Source organism: Paucimonas lemoignei (genome assembly GCF_004342585.1).
GTDB classification, from domain to species: Bacteria; Pseudomonadota; Gammaproteobacteria; order Burkholderiales; family Burkholderiaceae_D; genus Paucimonas; species Paucimonas lemoignei.
The window spans coordinates 156,925-178,360 of sequence record NZ_SLZQ01000006.1 but is presented as its reverse complement, the minus strand read 5'-3'; the positions used below and the strand labels follow the sequence as shown (position 1 = coordinate 178,360).

Here is a 21,436-nt window from a genome sequence, read left to right as displayed (position 1 = left end):
AGCCTGGCAAGATGATCAAAGAAGCGCATAAACCTCTGGACCTGAAACAGATATTCAACTGGCTGCTGGAAGACGGCATCGTCGATAAAGCCGATGCGAAGGCTCGCTACACCCAAGCGCTCGCCATCCTCAACAATGCGCCGGCGGGCACGCATGTGCTGACCGCGCTGGCGCAGATCAAGCTGAAGTCGGCCAAGCCGCCGCACCGGATGATGACGCTAGATCTGCTGAGCGAATGGATGGCAGGTAAATTGAATTTGCCATTCCTCCGCATCGACCCGCTGAAGATCGATTTCACCAAGGTGGCCGATGTCATGTCGGCCACCTATGCAACGCGCTTCAATATTCTGCCGGTGGAACTGAGCCCGACCGAACTGACCATCGCCAGCGCCACGCCGTCCATGTCGGAATGGCAGGCCGAGATCGAAAAAGTCACGCGCCGCAAGGTGAAACTGGTCATCGCCAATCCGCTCGACATCGCGCAGTACACTTCGCAGTTTTTCACGCTGGCCAAGTCCATCAAGGGCGCCAACAAGTCCACCGGACAGGACGTCGCCCTGCGCAACAATTTCGAACAGCTGGTCGAAATGGGCGCCGCCAACAAGCACATGGACGCCAATGACCAGCACATCATCAATATCGTCGACTGGCTGTGGCAGTATGCCTTCGACCAACGCGCCTCCGACATTCATCTGGAGCCAAAGCGCGATTTCGCCGTGATCCGCTTCCGCATCGACGGCATCCTGCACCAGGTTTACCAGGTGCCGGCCGTCGTGATGATTGCCATGACTGCGCGCATCAAGCTGCTCGGGCGCATGGACGTGATCGAGAAACGCCGGCCGCTCGATGGCCGCATCAAGACCAAGACGCCGGGCGGCCAGGAGATCGAACTGCGCCTCTCCACCCTGCCCACGGCGTTTGGCGAAAAAATGGTGATGCGTATCTTCGACCCCGAGGTGGTGGTCAAGACGCTGCCGGAATTGGGCTTCCCGCCAGACGACGCGTTGCGCTGGGATGCGCTGACCAAGCGGCCGCACGGCATCATCCTTGTGACCGGGCCGACCGGCTCCGGCAAGACCACCACGCTTTACACCACGCTCAAGGCGATGGCGACGTCGGAGGTGAACGTCTGCACGGTGGAAGACCCGATCGAGATGGTGGAAGCGTCCTTCAACCAGATGCAGGTCCAGCATGGCATCGACCTGTCGTTCGCCGATGGCGTGCGAGCGCTGATGCGCCAGGATCCGGACATCATCATGATCGGCGAAATCCGCGACCTGGAAACCGCGGAAATGGCGATCCAGGCTGCGCTGACCGGCCATCTCGTGCTCTCCACACTGCATACCAACGATGCGCCGGCGGCAGTGATGCGCCTGCTGGAACTCGGCGTGCCCTACTACCTGCTGGAAGCGACGCTGATCGGCATCATGGCGCAGCGCCTGGTACGTACCCTGTGCCCGCATTGCAAGGCGCCCGATGGCAGCGTGTCGGACGACATCTGGAATAACTTGACGGACGGATGGCACCTGCCCAAACCTCAAGTCGTGTACCGCCCCATCGGCTGCCCGGAATGCCGCCAGACCGGTTTCAAGGGCCGTACCGGTCTTTACGAATTGCTGACGGTGAGCCAGACATTCTCGAGCATGATCCAGGAACAGACGGATATTCACGAACTGCGCCGGCAAAGCATCGAGGATGGCATGAAGCCCTTGCGGATTGCCGGGGCGCTGAAGATTGTGGAAGGAGCGACGACTGTCGATGAAGTGCTGAAGGTGACGGCGACGCTGAATGGCTGATCAGTCGGCCGAATGACGAAGCTGGCGCAACAGCGAATCGACATCCGGGTAGCGCAGGCGCATGCCGAGCTCGGCCTTGATCCTGTCGTTGCGCAGGCGCCGCGACTCTGACATGAATGACAACAGCACCGGCTCGACCGCCTGTTCCAGCTCGGCGCGCGCCAGTCGCGGCGGCCGCGGCAGCTTTAAGGCATCCGCCACCGCATCGAAGTAATCTCCCATTTTCAAGTCGGTGTCGTCGACGGCATGGTAGATCCGGCCCGGCCTGCCTCTGAACAGGGCCAGCGCTGCCAGCTTCGCCAGGTCATCCGCGTGGATGTGATTGGTGTAGACGTCATCTTCCGCCTGAATCGCCGGCGTGCCCTTTTTCAGGCGCTCGACGGGCAAGCGGGTATCGGCATAGATGCCCGGCGCACGCAGTATCGCCACTCGTGATCCGGAACGGCCTGCCCAGTTGCGCAGCGTGGTTTCGGCATCCACTCGCCGCCTGGCGCGGAGGTTTTTGGGATGCGTCGCTCGGGTCTCATCAACCCATATTCCCTTACAATCGCCATAGACGCCAGTGGTGCTGATATAAACCAGTCTCGCATGCTCAGGTAAAATGGCGGCTAGATTGCGGGTTCGCCAATCTTTCTCGCCTTCAGCCGGCGGCGGCGCCAGGTGCACGATCCAGTGCGCCAGTCGCGCCAGACGCGCCAAGGTATGCGGCTCGTCGAGATTGGCAAGCAGCGGCACGGCTCCGGCGGCACGCAACTCCTCGCAACGCGCTGCCTGGCTGGTGACGGCAAAGACGCGGAAGCGCTGCCGCACCAAGGGCAATAAGCGCATGCCCACGTCGCCGCAACCGATGATGAGCAGGCGCGGCTTGCCGAAGGCGCGTCCTTGAGTGCGTGTGGCAAGCGGTGCAGATTGATTGACCGGTTTTTTATTATTCATTTGTAGGATTGTATGACTTTCCAAGTAACCGTACAGCCGAGCGGTCGGCAATTTACCTGTGACGAAGGCGAAACCGTTCTGGCAGCAGCCATCCGGGCCGGCGTCGGCCTGCCATATGGCTGCAAGAACGGCGCTTGCGGCAGCTGCAAGGGCAAGGTGCTCGAAGGCGCCGTCGTCCATGGCAAGCATCAGGAAAAGACATTGCCTGTCGCCGAGGAACAGCAAGGCCTGTCGCTGTTCTGCTGCGCCACGCCGCAATCCGACCTGGTGATCGAAGCGCGCGAAGTGCTCGGCGCCGGCGACTACCCGATCAAGAAGCTGCCCAGCCGCGTGGCCAAGCTGGAAAAGCTCACCGACGATGTCATGCTGGTGGCGCTGCAATTGCCGGCTGCGGAACGCCTGCAATACCGCGCCGGCCAGTACATCGAATTCCTGCTCAAGGATGGCAAGCGCCGCAGCTACAGCATGGCTAACGCCCCGCATCTGGACGAGCACATCACACTGCATATCCGCCACATGCCCGGCGGCTTGTTTACCGATCACGTGTTCGGCGCGATGAAGGAGCGCGACATCCTGCGCTTCGAAGGGCCGCTGGGCACCTTCTTCCTGCGCGAGGAATCCGACAAGCCCATCGTGCTGCTGGCCTCCGGCACCGGCTTTGCGCCAATCAAGGCGATCATCGAGCATGCCGCTCACCAGAAGATCGCGCGGCCAATGACGCTGTACTGGGGCGGCCGCCGTCCGAAGGATTTGTACATGCATGCCCTGTGCGAGGAATGGACCCGCACCCTGCCGAATTTCAAGTACGTGCCTGTGGTGTCCGACGCCCAGCCGGAAGATGGCTGGACGGGACGTGCCGGCTTCGTCCACCAGGCCGTCATGCAGGACTTGCCAGATCTGTCCAGCCACCAGGTCTATGCCTGCGGCGCGCCGCTCATGATCGAGGCAGCGCAGCGCGACTTTTCGGCCCAATGCGGTTTGCCGGAAGACGAGTTCTATGCCGACTCCTTCACGTCCGAAGCCGACCTGGCCAAGGCATAAATCAGGCAAGTTTTGACGCTTCGCGCAAATCGGCATAATATTCGGACTATGAACGCCAAAGCCAAATTACTGCGACGCCGTATTCCGCTGCCCCAACCCGGGATGCCGTGCGCGTAAGTGTTTGTCGATCGCTGAAGCCACAGGACCATCCTGTGGCTTTTTTTATTATTGAAAAATTGCTTGTTTATTTTCACCAAGCCCAATCGAGGAACCCCAAATGGAATTCAGCCAGTACGATATCGATGCCCTGATGTATGTGACCAACCGGCCGGAACTTGTCTTCACCGAAGGACAAGGCATGTGGCTGACGGATCATCAAGGCAAGCGATATCTTGACTTCCTGCAAGGCTGGGCGGTGAATTGCCTGGGCCACTCGCCGCAATGCATCCAGGATGCCTTGGCGGCCCAGTCGAAGAAACTGATCAACCCGTCGCCGGCTTTCTACAATGAGCCGATGGTGGAACTGGCTTCGCTGTTGACGAAGAATTCCTGCTTCGACCGTGTCTTCTTCGCCAACAGCGGCGCCGAAGCCAATGAGGGCGCGATCAAGCTGGCACGCAAGTGGGGCAAGCTCAATAAGAATCCCAAGGGCGAAAGCCGCTTTGAGATCATCACCTTCAAGCACAGCTTCCATGGCCGCACCCTCGGCACCATGTCGGCCAGCGGCAAGGCGGGCTGGGACACCATCTATGCGCCGCAAGTGCCGGGCTTTCCGAAAGCCGACCTGAACGACCTGGACAGCGTGGTAAGGCTCATCAACGAGCACACCGTCGGCGTCATGCTGGAGCCGGTGCAAGGCGAAGGCGGCGTGATTCCGGCCACGCGTGAATTCATGCAAGGCCTGCGCGAGCTGACCAAGCGCCACAACATTTTGCTCATCGTCGATGAAGTGCAGACCGGCATGGGCCGCACCGGCGAATTGTTCGCCTACCAGCTTTCCAATATCGAGCCGGATATCATGACCTTGGGTAAAGGCATCGGTGGCGGCGTGCCCTTGGCTGCCCTGCTCTGCCGCGAGGAAATCGCCTGCTTCGAAGCCGGCGACCAGGGCGGCACTTACAATGGCAATCCGCTGATGACGGCGGTGGGCGTTGCTGTTCTCCGGGCATTGCTGGCGCCGGGCTTCATGGAATCGGTGCGCGAACAAGGCGCGTATCTTTCCACCGGCTTGCAGAATCTGTCGGCCAAGCATGGCCTGGGCGCGGAACGCGGCGAAGGCTTGCTGCGCGCGCTCGACCTGGGCAGCGAGATCGGTCCGAAGATCGTGGATATGGCGCGTGAAATGGGGCCGGTCGGCTTGCTGCTGAATTCGCCGCGTCCCAACCTGCTGCGCTTCATGTCGGCATTGAACGTCAGCAAGGAAGAGATCGACCAGATGCTGACGATGCTGTCCGAGATCATCACCCGCATCAAGGCTTAAGCCTTACGCGGCACGCTTTCCCTGCTGATCAGCGCAGCAGGGAAAGCAGCATCGCGCAGTTGAGCGCGACGATGATGCCCGCCACCAGCCACGCCAGCCGCACCACCCAGGTCGGGCTGACAAATTCCCCCATCTTTGCCTTATCACTGGTAAACCGTACCAGCGGAATGACGGCAAATGGCAATTGCAGGCTGAGCACAACCTGACTGAAGATCAGCAATTGCGCCGTGCCGCTTTCGCCGTACAGGCCGGTAACGAAGAGCGCCGGCACCACGGCGATCATGCGCGTAACGAGACGCCGCAGCCATAACGGCAGGCGCAGGTTCAAATATCCTTCCATGACGATTTGCCCGGCCAGGGTCGCCGTAAGCGTCGAACTCTGCCCGGATGCCAGCAGCGCCAGTCCGAACAGGAAGCTGGCTGCGCTCACGCCAAGCAGCGGCGCTAGCAAGCGGTAAGCCTCCTGGATTTCGGCCACTTCATGGCCGTTGCGGTGGAACACGGCTGCAGCGACGATGAGAATGGCGGCATTCACCATGAAGGCAAACACCAGCGCCGTCACCACGTCGATGGTGGCGTATTTCATCGCCGCGCGCTTGCCTTCAGGCGTCAGGGAATAGCGGCGCGTCTGCACGGTAGACGAATGCAGATATAAATTGTGCGGCATGACAGTCGCACCGATGATGCCGATCGCCAGATACAGCATCTTGGGATCGGTGACAGTCTGGGCATTGGGCACGAACCCGGCAGCGACCTCCTGCCATTGCGGTTGCGCCAGGAAGAGATTGAAGCCGATGCAAACGAAGATCACCAGCAGCAGGCTCACCACGATCGCTTCCAGGTAGCGGAATCCGCGCTGTTGCAACCACAGCAGCAGCAAGGCATCCGCTACCGTCAGCGTCACGCCCCATACCAGCGGCACATTAAACAGGAGATTCAGGGCGATGGCCGTGCCGATGACTTCTGCCATGTCGCACGCGCATATCGCGATTTCGCACAGCAGCCACTGGATGCGCACCGAACGCGGTGAATAGTGCGCGCGGCAAGCCTGGGCCAGGTCCATGCTGGTGGCGATACCCAGGCGGGCGGCAAGGATTTGCAGCAGGATCGCCATCAGGTTGGACAGCATGACGATCCATAACAAGCCGTAGCCAAAGCCCGAACCGCCAGCCAGGTCGGTTGCCCAGTTGCCCGGATCCATGTAGCCGACCGCCACCAGGTAACCCGGACCGAGAAAGCCCAGCAGGCGCCGGAACCAATGGCCATGTTCCGCTACCCGGACGCTACGGTACATATCGGCGCCGGAGTTTGCGGGAAACCGAGGCGGATCGGCGTCGAGCGGCTTGCTGGCTGCGGGCGGCGGCATTGCTTTTCTTTCTCTGCCGTCGTTGGCAGCATTTTCAAAGATGGTGGATAGGCACACGCATTCCGCACGACCTCGCGCGGAATGCGTGCTTGCTTTACCAGACGGATCGGTAAAGTTAGTGGAGCGGCTTGCCGCTGGGCTGGCTTTCCTGGCCCGGCCGCTGCATTGCCAGGCTATCCGCCGCTGCGCCGAGTTCGGCGCCGGTCGTCGGGTCGGTCTGCGGGTTGGATGCGGTGCGCATTGCCGCCTGCTTCACCACCGACATCTGATCGCCGCTCAGGTTCACGCTGGCATTGCCATCGCCGCCATCGACTGCGCATTGCTGGTCGCGGTCTTCAACGTATTCCCACTGCTCGCCCTGGTTCCAGGACCCGCGATGATCGCCCTCGCCTTGCGACATGTTGAAGTACACGCTGGCGAATTTCGGATCGCCGGCCAGTTTGCCCGGCGGGAAGCTCGGCTCGATGGCATACAGTGCTTTTTCAAAGGATTTCTGATGGGCGATTTCACGCGTCATCAAAAAGCCCAGCGCTTCCTTGACGCCAGGATCATCGGTCAGGCTGATCAGGCGCTCATAGACGATTTTCGCGCGCGCTTCGGCAGCGATATTCGAACGCAGGTCGGCGGTAGGCTCGCCGATGGTATCGATGTATGCAGCAGTCCAGGGAACACCGGCCGAATTCACCAGCGGCGAGCCGCCGCCATAGAGCACTTGCGTGACGTGACTATCATTGCCGGCTCCCTGAATCGCGCGGTACAGATCAGCTTCGCGGTCGACCGCTTCCGCAAGCTGGCCTTTTGCCCCCTTGTTCAGCATGGCCACGATATGGCCAATGACTTCCAGGTGGCTCAGCTCTTCCGTGGCGATGTCGAACAGCATATCCTTGCGGCCAGGATCATCCTCGGATACCGCCTGGGTGAAATAGCGCATGGCAGCAGCCAGCTCGCCTTGCGGCCCGCCGAATTGCTCCAGCATCAGATTCGCCAGCCCTGGATTAGGTTCGTTTACCCGTACCGTGTACTGTAAACGCTTGTTATGTGCAAACATGAATCGTCCTTTCACAATATGCCCGCCGCACCTGCATACGGGTTCGTTGGATGGACACTAAAAGAATGCAAGCCATGTACCAGCTTGTGACAACTGGATTTTGATAAAAATTATTACCTGTGCAGCAATCAATTGACGCATTTCGCCTGTATTTTCATGCTGCAGCGCTTCGTTCCGAAAGAATAGGCATCACCTGGCGGCAGAAATTACAAAACGTTTTGCATACGGGTACAGGTTGCTGCTGCCGCGATAGGAAATAAAAACAGTGCCGCACTTAACATGTGGCACCGCACATGACTGGCTCAAGCAAATCAGGTTCAAGAAAATGGCTTACATCATCAGCATGGCGCGCATGTCCGCTCCGTCAGCCGGAACAGTCTTGTCGAAGTGCGCCAGTTGCTGGTACTGAATTTCTGGCGGCACACCACATATGGAATTGACGAGATACGCGAACAGCCATTCTTCTCGGCTCGAGGCAATTAACAGATCGCATAGGTCACCACAAAAAAAAAGCGCGGCCGGGCTAATGCCGGGACCGCGCAAAGGGAGATTAAGAATGAAGAAGTGGGAGGGTTACTTCTTTGGTATGTAAAGGTCGGTGATACTGCCGAGCCCCATCTCGGCGGCGAACATGGGAGTTTCCGATAAGGTCGGATGGGCATGCACGGTCAGCGCCAGGTCTTCGAGGTCAGCGCCCATTTCCATCGCCAGCACCGTCTCCGCCAGCAGTTCGCCGGCATTCACGCCGACGATGCCGGCGCCGATGATGCGTTTCGTTTCCGGATCCCACAACAGCTTGGTCATGCCATCGTCGCGTCCCATGGCCAGCGCACGGCCGGACGCGGCCCAGGGGAACGATGCTTTCTCGTATGGAATGCCCTTGGCCTTGGCATCGGTTTCGGTCAATCCCATCCAGGCGATTTCCGGGTCGGTATAGGCTACCGATGGAATCGTCATCGCATCGAATGCCACCTTGTGCCCGGCAATGACTTCAGCGGCCACCTTGGCTTCATTGGTCGCCTTGTGCGCCAGCATCGGGTCGCCGCAGATATCACCGATGGCAAAGATGTGCGGCACGTTGGTGCGCTGTTGCGGATCGACCGGAATATAGCCGCGCTCGTTGACGACGACACCTGCCTTGTCGGCGCCGATCTCGCGGCCATTCGGACGCCGTCCCACCGCCATCAGCACCATGTCGTACAGCTGCTGCTCTTTCGGCGCATTCTCTCCTTCGAAACTGGCCAGCAAGCCGTCCGGCTTCGCCTCGAGCTTGGTTACCTTGGTTTTCAGGTAAATGCCTTCATAGCGTTTTTCGATGCGCTTTTGCAGCGGCTTGACGATATCGCGGTCAGCTGCCGGAATCAGGCCATCGGCAAATTCCACCACGGTCACACGGCTGCCCAGGGCGTCATACACGCATGCCATCTCCAGCCCGATGATGCCGCCGCCGATCACCAGCATGCGCTTGGGGATCTGGCGCAATTCCAGCGCGCCGGTGGAATCGACCAGGCGCGGATCGTCGTACGGGAATCCCGGAATTTTCGCCACGGCCGATCCGGCGGCGATGATGGCATTGTTGAAGGCAATGGTCTTGCTGCCTTCCGGCGTCTCGACGCTGAGTGTGTTTGGCGACGAGAAGCTTCCCTTGCCTTGCACTACCTGTACCTTGCGCGCCCTGGCCAGGCCGGACAAGCCGCCGGTCAATTTCTTGACGACGCCTTCCTTCCAGCCGCGCAAGGCATCGATATCGATTTCCGCCTTGCCGAGCTTGACGCCGAAATGCGACATCTCCTCGGCTTCGGTAATCACCTTGGCCGCGTGCAGCAGGGCTTTCGAGGGAATGCAGCCGACATTCAGGCACACCCCGCCAAGAGTGGCATAGCGCTCGACCAGCACGACTTTCTGCCCCAGGTCGGCGGCACGGAAAGCGGCAGTGTAGCCGCCGGGACCGGCGCCCAGCACCAGGGTGTCGCATTCGATATCGGCCTTGCCTGTGAAAGTGGCGGCGGCAGGCGCAGCGGCTGGAGCAGACGAAGCTGGTGCGCTTGTTGCTGCTGGCGTGGGTGCGGCAGCCTGCGGCGCAGGGGACGCTTGTGGCGCAGGCGCTGCCGCCGGGGCAGCCCCAGATGCGGCTGGCGCAGAACCAGCAGGCGCAGCCGCCCCTTCCTGCGCTTCCAGCATCAGCAAGACCGAGCCTTCCGAGATCTTGTCCCCAAGCTTGACCTTCAGCTCTTTCACCACACCCGCATGGCTCGACGGGATTTCCATGCTCGCCTTGTCCGACTCCACCGTGACCAGCGACTGGTCCACCTTCACCGTATCGCCCGGCTTGACCAGCAGTTCGATGACTTCCACTTCCTTGAAGTCTCCGATGTCCGGCACCTTAATTTCCATCATGCTCATGATTTTTGCTCCGTTTCTGTCTTCTCTTCTTGGGAGGAGGACGGTATGGCTGCCATTCGCTTCGGCGAAGTCACCGCTGTTTCAATTCGAGACTGTAAATCTGGAAAGGCGCCGCCGAACTCTTGTCGAATTCGACGCCGGCCTGAACGCCGATCGTCGCGATCTCGCGCGCGCTCAGGTCTTGCTCGTACACGGCATACATGGCGCCGAGGGCAAAATTACGCCCGCTGCCGATCCCCCAGAAACGATCGAAGCTGAACACTTCGCGATAGGAATACACGCCGAAGATGCCGTACGGGTTGGCGATGAGCGAAGTGATCTGCGAGGATTCATAAGGATCATCCTCGTCTTCCTTGGTGTTCAGGAAGTAGTTTTCCTTCAGGATCTGGTGCACCTTCGAATAGGTCTCGAATACTTCCTCCCGGCTGCCCAGCCGGCAGTCCTCGCCCATCTCGGTCAGCAGCTTGCGCATCACCGGAAAATGCGCGGCGGTACCGGCCAGCGACACGTAGGATTCGCCGATGCGAAAAATCTTCCGGTTGGCTTCATAGGCATTCGACAACCGGGTGTCTCCGAAGGTCACCAGCGAATCGGCGGCAATCGCCACCTGGTTGTCTTTCTTGACGACGACGCAAGTAGTCATGCGGGATCTCCTCAGCTTTTCCAGGAAATCACAGCAAGGTCTTGCGCATGTCGGCCAGCACCTCGGCCAGATAGACGGTAAAGCGCGCCGCCATCGCGCCATCGATGACACGGTGGTCATACGACAGCGATAGCGGCAGCATCAGGCGCGGCGCGAATTGCTTGCCATCCCACACCGGCTTGATGGCCGAGCGTGACAGGCCGAGGATCGCCACTTCCGGCGCATTGATGATCGGCGTGAAAGCCGTGCCGCCGATGCCGCCCAGCGAGGAAATCGTGAAGCTGGCGCCCTGCATATCGGCCGGCTTCAGCTTGCCTTCGCGAGCCTGCGCGGACAGTGCCCCCATTTCCTCGGCAATCTGCGAAATACCCTTTTTATCCGCATCCTTGATGACCGGCACCACCAGGCCATTCGGCGTATCGGCGGCAAAGCCGATGTGGTAGTACTGCTTGAGGATGAGGTTCTCGCCCTTCTCATCCAGCGAGGAATTAAAATTCGGGAATTGCTTGAGCGCGGCGACGCAAGCCTTGATGACGAAAGCCAGCATGGTCAATTTCACGCCGGACTTGGCCAGCGCGGCATTGCTGGACTTGCGGAATTCTTCCAGGTCAGTGATATCCGCCTCGTCGAATTGCGTGACGTGTGGAATCATCACCCAGTTGCGGTGCAGGTTGGGGCCGCTGATTTTCTTGATGCGTGAAAGCGGCTGCACTTCGGTGGCGCCGAACTTGGAAAAATCCAGTGACGGCCACGGCAACAGGTTCAGGCCGGCGCCGCCTCCGCCAGTGGCCCCGGTGGCAGCCGCTGCACCGCCGGCAACGACCGACTTCACATAGCTCTGCACATCCTGCTGCAGGATGCGTCCCTTCGGCCCGCTACCTGTCACGCGGGTCAGGTCGACGCCGAGTTCGCGTGCAAACTTGCGCACGGATGGCGAAGCATGCGGCTTATGTCCGGGTACGGCCGCTGCCGTCGCCGTCGCGGCAAACGCCATGGTCGGCTGCGGCTGGGCTGGAGGCAATGGTGCAGGTGCGGTTGCTGGAGCCGGCGTGGGTGCGGCAGCCTGCGGCGCAGGGGACGCTTGTGGCGCAGGCGCTGCCGCCGGGGCAGCCCCAGATGCGGCTGGCGCAGAATCAGCAGGCGCAGCCGCCCCTTCTTGCGCTTCCAGCATCAGCAAGACCGAGCCTTCCGAGATCTTGTCCCCAAGCTTGACCTTCAGCTCTTTCACCACACCCGCATGACTCGACGGAATTTCCATGCTCGCCTTGTCCGACTCCACCGTGACCAGCGACTGGTCCGCCTTCACCGTATCGCCCGGCTTGACCAGCAGTTCGATGACTTCCACTTCCTTGAAGTCTCCGATGTCCGGCACCTTAATTTCCATCATGCTCATAGTTTTCGCTCCGTTGTTCCCTCCTCTTGAAGAGGCAGGAACTTCTTATTGGTGAGTGGCCTTGCCCGATACGGGAAAGGCGCCTTTCATGGGTGCGTCGGGTGTTCAGACAGTAACCGGATTCGGCTTTTCCGGGTTGATGCCGTACTTGGCGATCGCCTGCGCCACCACCGATGCCGAGATCGCGCCTTCATCGGCCAGGCTCTTCAATGCCGCCACGGTAATGAAGTAGCGGTTGACCTCGAAGAACTCACGCAACTTGGCGCGGGTGTCGGAGCGGCCGTAACCATCCGTGCCCAGCACCTTGTAGCTGCGGCCTTTCGGCATGAAGGCACGGATCTGCTCGGCGAAAGTGCGCATGTAATCCGTCGTGGCGATGATCGGCCCCTTGCTGCCCTGCAGCGACTGCGTCACATGAGACAGGCGCGGCTGCTCGGTCGGATGCAGCATGTTCCAGCGTTCGGCATCCTGGCCATCGCGCGCCAGCAGGGTGAACGACGGCGCCGACCAGACATCGGCAGCGATGCCCCAGTCGTTCTTCAGCAGTTCGGCGGCGAAGATCGATTCGCGCAGAATGGTGCCCGAGCCCATCAGCTGCACGCGGTGCTTCAGGCCGGCCTCGCCTTCCTGCAGCAGGTACAAGCCCTTGAGAATGTTTTCCTCCTGGCCTTCCTTCATCCCCGGCTGCGGATAATTCTCGTTCATGATGGTGATGTAATAGAACACATCCTCCTGCTTTTCCACCATGCGCTTCAGGCCGTCATGAATGATCACTGCCAGCTCGTGACCGAAAGTCGGGTCATACGGCAGGCAGTTCGGAATGGTCGAGGCAAGCACGTGGCTATGGCCATCCTCGTGCTGCAAGCCTTCGCCGTTCAAGGTGGTGCGGCCGGCGGTGCCAGCCATCAGGAAGCCGCGTGCCCGCATGTCGCCGGCTGCCCAGGCGAGGTCGCCGACGCGCTGCAAGCCGAACATCGAGTAGAACGTATAGAACGGCAGCATGATGCGGTTATTGGTCGAGTACGACGTCGCCGCCGCGATCCATGAACTCATGCCGCCCGCTTCGTTGATGCCTTCCTGAAGGATCTGACCCGCCTTGTCTTCGCGGTAGTACATCACCTGGTCGCGGTCGACCGGTTCGTACAACTGACCTTGCTGGCTGAAGATGCCGATCTGGCGGAACAAGCCTTCCATGCCGAAGGTGCGCGACTCGTCGACCAGAATCGGCACGATGCGTTGACTGAGATTAGGATCGCGCAACAGCGTCGTGATGATGCGGACATACGCTTGCGTGGTCGAGATCTCACGACCTTCCGCCGTCGGCTCCAGCACGGCCTTGAAGGCCGCCAGTTCCGGCACCGGCAATTTCTCGTCCGCTTTCATGCGCCGTTGCGGCAGGTAGCCGCCCAGCGCCTTGCGCCGCTCGTGCAGGTACTTGATTTCCGGCGCATCGTCAGCCGGCTTGAAAAACGGGATTTCCGGCAGCTTGTCGTCGGGGATCGGGATATTGAAGCGGTCGCGCATCTCGCGGATCGCCTGGTCATCGAGCTTCTTGGTCTGGTGCGCGGTATTGCGCGCCTCTCCCGACTTGCCCATGCCGAAACCCTTGATGGTTTTCACCAGCAGCACGGTGGGCTGGCCCTTGTGCTCGCTGGCTGCCTTGAACGCGGCATAGACCTTGTGGGGATCGTGGCCGCCGCGGTTCAGACGCCAGACGTCGTCGTCGGACATGTTAGCGACCATTTCCAGGAGCTTGGGATGCTTGCCGAAGAAATGCTTGCGCACGTAGGCGCCGTCATTGGCCTTGCAATTCTGGTATTCGCCGTCGACGGTTTCCATCATCACGCGCTGCAGGATGCCATCCTTGTCGCGCGCCAGCAGTTCATCCCAATAGCCGCCCCAGATGACCTTGATGACATTCCAGCCGGCGCCGCGGAAATCGGCTTCCAGTTCCTGAATGATCTTGCCATTGCCGCGTACCGGGCCGTCCAGGCGCTGCAGGTTGCAGTTGACCACCATGACCAGGTTGTCGAGCTGCTCGCGTGCCGCCATGCCGATGGCGCCCATTGATTCCGGCTCGTCCATCTCGCCGTCGCCGCAGAAGACCCAGACCTTGCGTTTCTCGGTATCGGCAATGCCGCGCGCATGCAGGTACTTCAGGAAGCGCGCCTGGTAGATTGCCATGATCGGGCCCAGGCCCATCGACACCGTCGGGAATTGCCAGAAATCCGGCATCAGCTTGGGGTGCGGATACGAAGACAGGCCCTTGCCGTCGACTTCGCGGCGGAAATTGAGCAATTGCTCCTCGGTCAGGCGGCCTTCAAGGAAAGCACGCGCGTAGATGCCGGGAGAAGAATGGCCCTGCAGGTACAGCAGGTCACCGCCATGCTCTTCGGTCGGCGCATGCCAGAAGTGATTGAAGCCGGCGCCCAGCATGTTGGCCAGCGATGCAAAACTGGAAATATGGCCGCCAAGGTCGCCATCGATACGATTGGCCTTGACCACCATAGCCATGGCATTCCAGCGCATCCACGAGCGCAAGCGCTCTTCATATTCCAAGTTGCCCGGCGAATGGGCGCCGAGGTGCGCGGGAATGGTGTTGACGTAAGCGGTATTGGCGGAAAACGGGATGTGGGCGCCGCGGCGGCGCGCCAGATCGACCATGCGTTCCATCAGGTAATGGGCGCGCTCAGTCCCTTCGTTTTCAATGACTGCTTCCAGCGCGTCCAGCCATTCCTGGGTTTCCGTGATGTCCGGATCATTAGCTGCCTGGGCCATCAATTGGTCGAGTTGGGCTGACATAGATTGTCTCCTGTATGGCCAGTTGCAGCAGCGTACTGCACGAAAACCGGCGTGTTATGAAATAGGCCGAACGAATTGGCAAAAAGTTTAGCACGGTATTTCACATTTTCAAATAGCGAGATTTGTTTTCACATTACGGAATTTACTAAAGAATTAAGGCATTGCGGATTTGGATATTTGGAACACCCAGTCATCGACACACTCCAAATTCCTTGCCGCCATGACCTCCATTGCAGCCTTGTCAGACGAGCCAGGCTCTATAATCTCGCTTTGACCATTTTTATATTTACTTGTTAAGCACATCATGACTGCACAAATCATCGACGGCTCCCAGCTTTCCCAACAAATCCGCGCCGAAGTTGCCCAACGGGCAGCGGCACTTACCGCGAAAGGCAAGCAACCGGGGCTCGCCGTGATTCTGGTGGGCGATGACCCCGCCAGCCACGTGTATGTCAGAAACAAGGTCAAGGCATGCGAAGAAGCCGGCATCCGCTCCGTGCTGGAAAAATACGACGCCAGCCTCTCCGAAGCCGACCTGTTGAAGCGCATCGAGGCCCTGAACCAGGACCCGACCATCCACGGCATCCTGGTGCAGATGCCGCTGCCGCCGCACATCAGCGCGCACAAGGTGATCGAAGCCATTTCCACCGCCAAGGATGTCGATGGCTATTCGGTGCTGTCAGCCGGCGAACTGATGGCCGGCTTGCCGGGTTTCCGTCCCTGCACGCCGTACGGCTGCATGAAGATGATCGAAAGCACCGGTATCGATTTGCGCGGCAAGCATGCCGTTGTGATCGGCCGCAGCAACACGGTCGGCAAGCCGATGGCACTTTTGCTCTTGCAAGCCAACGCTACCGTCACCATCTGTCATAGCGGCACACCGGATCTGGGCTATCACACCCGCCAGGCCGATGTGGTCGTCGCCGCCGTAGGCCGCCGCAATACCCTGAAGGCTGACATGATCAAGCCGGGCGCCGTCGTCATCGACGTCGGCATCAACCAGGATGAAAACGGCAAGCTGTGCGGCGATGTAGATTTTGCCAACGCCAAGGAAGTCGCTGGCTACATTTCGCCGGTGCCGCGCGGCGTGGGCCCGATGACGATTGCCATGCTGCTGGTCAATACCATTGAATCGGCAGAACGAAGCTAACCACCTAACCTGAAAGCGAAAACCATGAGCGCCAACGTTGCCAATCCTCTGCTCGACTTTGCCGACCTGCCGCGTTTCGATGCGATCAAGCCGGAACATGTCACGCCCGCCATCGACGCCTTGCTCGATGAAAACCGTGCCGTCGTCGCGCAACTGGAAGCACCGATGGCGCAAGTGAATTGGGAAAACTTCGTCGAACCGCTGGAAAACGCCACCGAAAAACTGGGTCGCGCCTGGGGCGTGGTCGGACATCTGAATGCGGTGGTCGACACGCCCGAATTGCGCGCCGCTTACAATGAGAACCAGCCAAAAGTAACGGAATTCTGGACCTCGCTGGGCCAAAACCTGGCGCTGTTTGAAAAGTACAAGGCATTGCAATCCAGTCCGGATTTTGCCTCCCTGTCGCCTGCGCGCAGGAAGATCATTGAAAACGCCGTGCGCGATTTCCGCCTGGGCGGCGCCGAACTGCCGGAAGACAAGAAGCCGCGCTTCGCTGAAATCCAGGAAAAGCATGCCGCGATTGCCACGAAGTTTTCGGAAAACGTGCTCGACGCTACGAATGACTACGCCCTCTTCGTCGACACCGAGGAAGAATTGTCCGGCTTGCCGGATGACGTGAAGCACGCCGCACGCGCCGCCGCAGAAAAGGATGGCAAGAGCGGCTATAAATTCACCCTGCACTTCCCATCCTACTTCCCGCTGCTGCAATACGCCGACAACCGCAAGCTGCGCGAAACCATTTACCGCGCCAATGCCACCAAGGCATCGGAACTGGGCGCCAAGCCGGAGTGGGACAACACGCAGAATATCGTCGAGCTGATCAAGCTTCGTAACGAAGAAGCCGCGCTACTGGGTTACAAGAATTTCGCCGAAGTCTCGCTGGTGCCAAAAATGGCCGAGTCACCAAGCCATGTAATCGGCTTCCTGGAAGACTTAGCTAAACGCGCCCGCCCCTTCGCGGAAAAAGACCTGGCCGAACTGCGCCAGTTTGCCAAAGATGAGCTGGGCCTGGATCAGCTCGAAGCCTGGGACATGGCCTATGCCTCGGAAAAGTTGCGCGAAAAGCGTTACGCTTTCTCCGAACAGGAAGTGAAGGAATACTTCCCCGAGCCGAAGGTCATCGAAGGCCTGTTCCGCGTGGTGCAAAACCTGTTTGCCGTACAAATCAAGCCGGACTCTTCGCCGGTCTGGCACAAGGATGTGAAATTCTTCCGCATCGAACGCGATGGCGAGCTGGTCGGCCAGTTCTATCTGGACCTGTATGCCCGCCACGGCAAGCGCGGCGGCGCCTGGATGGACGATGCCCGCGGTCGCCGCAAGCTGAAGGACCGCATCCAGACGCCGGTGGCTTACCTGACTTGTAACTTCAGCGAGCCGGTGACCGTCGACGGTAAGCAGCGCCCCGCCCTCTTCACCCATGACGAAGTCATCACCCTGTTCCATGAATTCGGCCACGGCCTGCACCACATGCTGACCCAAGTCGATGACCTGAGCGTGGCGGGTATCGCTGGCGTGGAGTGGGATGCGGTCGAATTGCCCTCGCAATTCATGGAGAACTTTTGCTGGGAATGGGACGTGCTGCAGCACATGACGGCGCATGCCGAGACTGGCAAGCCGCTGCCGCGTGAACTGTTTGACAAGATGATCGCCGCAAAGAATTTCCAGTCCGGCCTGCAGATGCTGCGCCAGGTGGAATTCTCTCTGTTCGACATGCACCTGCACTATGACTACGACCCGAACGGCGGCAAGACCGTGCAGGATGTGCTGAATGAAGTGCGGCAGCGTTTCGCCGTCGTCATTCCACCGGCATTCAACCGTTTCCAACACTCCTTCGGCCATATCTTTGCCGGCGGCTATTCCGCGGGTTACTATAGCTACAAATGGGCAGAAGTCCTGTCCGCCGATGCCTACAGTCTGTTCGAGGAAGCCAGCGAAGCGACCGGCAGCGTGCTCTCGAGCGAAGCCGGCCTGAAGTTTTCGCAGGAAGTACTGGCGATGGGCGGTTCGCGCCCGGCGCTGGAATCGTTCACGGCCTTCCGCGGCCGCGAGCCGAATATCGATGCGCTGCTGCGGCATAATGGCATGGCGGCCTAGACGTGCAATGCGCTTTGCATGTGCATGACAAAGCGCGTCGCCAGGCAAGGGACTTCATAAAGAGAATACTTGGCGAATCAAGGGGAGTGTGTCATGAAAACCAAGGCATCAATATTCATCCTGGCTTTGCTCGCCGCAGGCGCGGCACAGGCGCAGTTGTACAAATGGGTGGGGCCGGACGGCAAGGTCACCTATAGCGATGCGCCGCCGCCCAAGACCGCTGCCAAGGTCGAACAGAAAAACATCGGCGCCAGCGGCGCGCCCAGCACCGCCGGCCTTCCCTACGAACTGGCGCAGGCAGTCAATAACCACCCGGTCATGCTTTACACTGGCGACAAGTGCGATCCCTGCAATGCTGGGCGCGCTTTTTTGAAGCAGCGCGGCATACCGTTCTCGGAAAAGACTGTCACCACCAATGAGGATATCGCACGCTTCAAGCAGGCGACCGGCGAGTCGAGCTTGCCTGTGCTGACCATCGGCCGCAACAAGCAAGCCGGTTTCGAGGAAAGCGCCTGGGGATCGGCGCTGACCGCTGCCGGTTATCCGAAAACCAGCCAATTGCCCAAGGGTTGGCAACAACCGGCAGCGGAAGCCGCAGCGCCCAAGGCCAAGGTTCAGCAAGCCGAATACAGCGGCAAACCCGCCACCAATAATGGGCCGTCAGCGGCTGCCGTTCCCAGCCTGCCGCCGGCAACCGGCAATGCGCCGCCAGGATTCCGTTTTTAAACCTCATGACGCACATCGATTTCCATAGCAACGTCGCCGACAAGTTCAGTTACGTTTGCCGCCTGGTACGCAAGGCCCGTGCCGCCGATAGCAAGATCGTATTGCGGGCTGCGCGAGAGGACCTGGCGGCACTGGACGCTGCACTGTGGACCTTTTCCCAGGCCGATTTCCTGCCCCATGTGCAGGCCGGCGATGCCCTCGCGTCGCAGACTCCGGTGATCCTGACCGACGACGATACCGTTGAACTGCCCCACCACCAGGTCTTGATCAATCTGTCCAATACGCCGCCGGCAAATTTCGATCGCTTCGAAAGGCTGATCGAAATCGTCGGCGCGAATGAAGCCGATTCCCAGGCAGGCCGCGAACGCTATCGCTTTTACAAGGGGCAGGGTTACTCATTGAATCACCACGTCGCGAAACAGCATGGCTAATCCTCCATCCGACCCGGGCATTCCGCTCCTGACCGAAGTCATCGGCCCGCAATCGCCGGACGCTGCCGCAACGCCGGCTTCTCTGCCTCAGGCGAGTCTGAGCCTTCCAGCGGCAAACCCGCCGGCGGCAAAGATTCCACAGCCACCCAGACCAGCGATGCCGCCAGCTGAAACGAGCACGGGCCAGTCAGGCGCAACTGCGATTCCGCGGGTCGGCGTGCCCTTATCCGGTTCCAGTCCCGGTCCAATCTCCGGTCCCGGCTCCAATCCCAGCCAGGCCGCATTGGCACCGAATCCTGGCATCAACGCACGAACGGCACCTGTTACTCCGGCGATGAGCCAGCCCGTTCAAACAACGGCGACTCGCGCCGAAGCTGTTGCCCCAGCATCGCCAGCGGCATCCGCGCCCATTCGCACGCAAGAATCAGTGGATCCCGAAATAGAGGCGCCATTGGCACCGTCGTCCGGCGCCTGGAGCGATAGCGAATTGCGCGACCTGGAAAATGAATTGCGCTTGCGGATCACCAAGCAAGTGCTTGGCCGTATCGATTTCGTGCTCGACCACCGGGTGCGCAATTCCGTCACCGAAGTCGTCGATGCAGCAATCGATGCGCTGGCGTTGGAAATCAAACGCGGTTTGCATGAGACATTGACGGACATGGTGGCGCGCGCCGTGGCACAGGAAGTGTCACGTCTGCAAAGCGGTAAAAAATAAAAATACCGGGAAATTCTTTGATTTTTAAGCGAGAATGGGACATGCGTCTGTCGCTAACCATTGTCGACGCTGAGTTGAAAAGCCAAAGTCCAAATTCTTTCTCTTTCACCAATCTCAGCATCGTGAAACGGAGATTGTCATGAAAGTCATCGTCCTCGGCTCCGGCATCATTGGCACTGCTTCCGCCTGGTTCCTGCAAAAAGCCGGGCATGAAGTCACGGTGCTGGAACGCCAGCCGGGCGCCGCGCAGGAAACCAGTTTCGCCAACGGTTGCCAGATTTCGGTATCGCATGCCGAACCCTGGGCCAATCCATCCGCGCCGATGAAGGTGCTCAAGTGGATGGGGCATGAAGACGCGCCGCTGCTCTATCGCTTCCGTCCCGAATGGCTGCAGTGGCGCTGGGGCATGCACTTCCTGCGCGAGTGCACGCCGGCGCGCACCAGCGAGAACATCCGCCAGATCGTCGCCATCGCCGAATTCAGCCGCCAGACCCTGCAAGCGGTGCGCGCCGAAACCGGCATCGACTACGACTTCCTTTCCAAAGGCATCCTGCATTTCTATACCGATCAAAAGGAATTTGAGGAAGCCCAGCCAGCCGCCAGACTCATGCGCGAGCTGGGCTGTCCGCGCGAAACCATCGACGCCGACACCGTCGTGAAAATCGAACCGGCGCTGGCCGGCATCCGCAGCAAGATCGTCGGCGGCGATTTCACCGCGACGGATGAATCGGGCGACGTCTACAAATTCACCTCCGGCCTGGCTGCCAAAGCAGCGCAGGCTGGCGTCGATTTCCAGTTCAACACCACGATTACCCGCCTGCTGACCGAAGGCACGGGCGCGGCGGCGCGCGTGTCGGGCGTGGAAGTCATCGATGGACATGGCCGCCACCGCGTGCTGAAGGCCGATGCCTTTGTCGTGGCGCTGGGAAGTTTTTCTGTCCCCTTGCTCAAGCCGCTTGGCGTCGACCTCATGATCTATCCGGGCAAAGGTTATTCGGCCACCTATCAGGTGCTCGACCCGGATGCGGCGCCGACCGTATCACTCACCGACGATGGCCATAAGCTGGTTATCTCCCGCCTGGGCAACCGCCTGCGCGTGGCCGGCACCTGCGAACTGAACGGCTACACGCGCGAGCTGAACCCAACGCGCTGCGAAGCCATCACGCGGCGCACGCGCGAACTGTTCCCCAATGCCTGCGACTACGACAATCCTATTTACTGGACCGGATTAAGGCCGCTGACGCCATCCAACGTGCCCTACATCGGCAAGACCCGCTACGCCAACCTGTATCTCAACGCCGGGCACGGCACGCTGGGCTGGACCATGGGCTGCGGCTCGGGCAAGGCCATCGCGGAAATCGTCTCCGGTCGCCTGCCTGACGTGGACTTTAACTTTACCGGCATGCCGCGTCGCAGGCCCGCCGCATCACTGGCACGGATATCGTCGCCGACTTCCTGAAGCGCCGGCATGA

General features: G+C 60.0%; 16 protein-coding genes. 9 read left to right on the top strand and 7 right to left on the bottom strand.

Features of this window, described 5'->3' with window-relative positions; all coding sequences use genetic code 11:
• Nucleotides 1-11 precede the first annotated feature (11 nt).
• Nucleotides 12-1,796 (top strand): type IV pilus assembly ATPase TfpB, encoded by a 1,785-nt coding sequence (gene tfpB, locus EDC30_RS11320; protein WP_132258947.1) that lies wholly within the window; start codon nt 12-14, stop codon nt 1,794-1,796.
• Here tfpB and EDC30_RS11315 read toward each other — a convergent pair whose 3' ends face one another.
• Nucleotides 1,797-2,732, bottom strand: coding sequence for an SDR family oxidoreductase (locus EDC30_RS11315; protein WP_132258946.1), 936 nt, complete (start codon nt 2,730-2,732; stop codon nt 1,797-1,799).
• A gap of 12 nt (nt 2,733-2,744) precedes the next feature.
• Here EDC30_RS11315 and EDC30_RS11310 point away from each other — a divergent pair, with 12 nt between their 5' ends.
• Complete coding sequence (locus EDC30_RS11310) at nt 2,745-3,773, top strand: CDP-6-deoxy-delta-3,4-glucoseen reductase (RefSeq protein WP_132258945.1); 1,029 nt, start codon at nt 2,745-2,747, stop codon at nt 3,771-3,773.
• Between the two features lie 217 nt (nt 3,774-3,990).
• Nucleotides 3,991-5,193 carry an acetylornithine transaminase gene (locus EDC30_RS11305; protein ID WP_132258944.1) on the top strand — a complete coding sequence of 401 codons (1,203 nt, stop codon included), beginning with the start codon at nt 3,991-3,993 and terminating at the stop codon, nt 5,191-5,193.
• A 28-nt stretch (nt 5,194-5,221) separates the two neighbouring features.
• Here EDC30_RS11305 and EDC30_RS11300 read toward each other — a convergent pair whose 3' ends face one another.
• From EDC30_RS11300 to aceE, 6 genes are all read right to left on the bottom strand, one after another.
• Nucleotides 5,222-6,559 (bottom strand): Nramp family divalent metal transporter, encoded by a 1,338-nt coding sequence (locus EDC30_RS11300; protein WP_243656739.1) that lies wholly within the window; start codon nt 6,557-6,559, stop codon nt 5,222-5,224.
• 115 nt (nt 6,560-6,674) lie between these two features.
• Entirely contained in the window at nt 6,675-7,607 is a 933-nt protein-coding gene (locus tag EDC30_RS11295; RefSeq protein ID WP_132258943.1) for a manganese catalase family protein, read from the bottom strand.
• 573 nt (nt 7,608-8,180) lie between these two features.
• A complete protein-coding gene (gene lpdA, locus EDC30_RS11285; protein WP_132258941.1) occupies nt 8,181-10,010 on the bottom strand; it encodes a dihydrolipoyl dehydrogenase in 1,830 nt (609 codons plus the stop codon).
• 70 nt (nt 10,011-10,080) lie between these two features.
• Nucleotides 10,081-10,653 carry an Ntn hydrolase family protein gene (locus EDC30_RS11280; RefSeq protein WP_132258940.1) on the bottom strand — a complete coding sequence of 191 codons (573 nt, stop codon included), beginning with the start codon at nt 10,651-10,653 and terminating at the stop codon, nt 10,081-10,083.
• Between the two features lie 28 nt (nt 10,654-10,681).
• Nucleotides 10,682-12,046, bottom strand: a complete 1,365-nt coding sequence (gene aceF / locus EDC30_RS11275; protein WP_132258939.1) for a dihydrolipoyllysine-residue acetyltransferase — start codon at nt 12,044-12,046, stop codon at nt 10,682-10,684.
• Between the two features lie 105 nt (nt 12,047-12,151).
• Nucleotides 12,152-14,848: a pyruvate dehydrogenase (acetyl-transferring), homodimeric type gene (gene aceE, locus EDC30_RS11270; RefSeq protein WP_132258938.1), complete on the bottom strand. Its 2,697-nt coding sequence runs from the start codon at nt 14,846-14,848 to the stop codon at nt 12,152-12,154.
• Nucleotides 14,849-15,152: 304 nt separating this feature from the next.
• On the opposite strand from aceE, the gene folD reads away from it, so the two are divergent.
• The 6 genes from folD (at nt 15,153) to EDC30_RS11240 (ending at nt 21,423) form a co-directional block, all read left to right on the top strand.
• The gene (folD, locus tag EDC30_RS11265) at nt 15,153-15,998 is read left to right on the top strand and encodes a bifunctional methylenetetrahydrofolate dehydrogenase/methenyltetrahydrofolate cyclohydrolase FolD (protein ID WP_132258937.1); all 846 of its coding nucleotides are present in this window, start codon (nt 15,153-15,155) and stop codon (nt 15,996-15,998) included.
• 24 nt (nt 15,999-16,022) lie between these two features.
• Nucleotides 16,023-18,092 carry a M3 family metallopeptidase gene (locus tag EDC30_RS11260; RefSeq protein ID WP_132258936.1) on the top strand — a complete coding sequence of 690 codons (2,070 nt, stop codon included), beginning with the start codon at nt 16,023-16,025 and terminating at the stop codon, nt 18,090-18,092.
• Nucleotides 18,093-18,185: 93 nt separating this feature from the next.
• On the top strand, nt 18,186-18,818 hold the full coding sequence (locus tag EDC30_RS11255) for a glutaredoxin family protein (RefSeq protein ID WP_243656738.1): 633 nt from the start codon (nt 18,186-18,188) through the stop codon (nt 18,816-18,818).
• Between the two features lie 5 nt (nt 18,819-18,823).
• Complete coding sequence (locus tag EDC30_RS11250) at nt 18,824-19,249, top strand: DNA polymerase III subunit chi (protein ID WP_132258935.1); 426 nt, start codon at nt 18,824-18,826, stop codon at nt 19,247-19,249.
• The gene (locus EDC30_RS11245; protein ID WP_132258934.1) at nt 19,242-19,964 is read left to right on the top strand and encodes a hypothetical protein; all 723 of its coding nucleotides are present in this window, start codon (nt 19,242-19,244) and stop codon (nt 19,962-19,964) included. The genes EDC30_RS11250 and EDC30_RS11245 overlap by 8 nt, the downstream gene beginning before the upstream one ends.
• Before the next feature lie 139 nt (nt 19,965-20,103).
• Entirely contained in the window at nt 20,104-21,423 is a 1,320-nt protein-coding gene (locus EDC30_RS11240; protein ID WP_132258933.1) for a D-amino acid dehydrogenase, read from the top strand.
• Nucleotides 21,424-21,436: the final 13 nt, after the last annotated feature.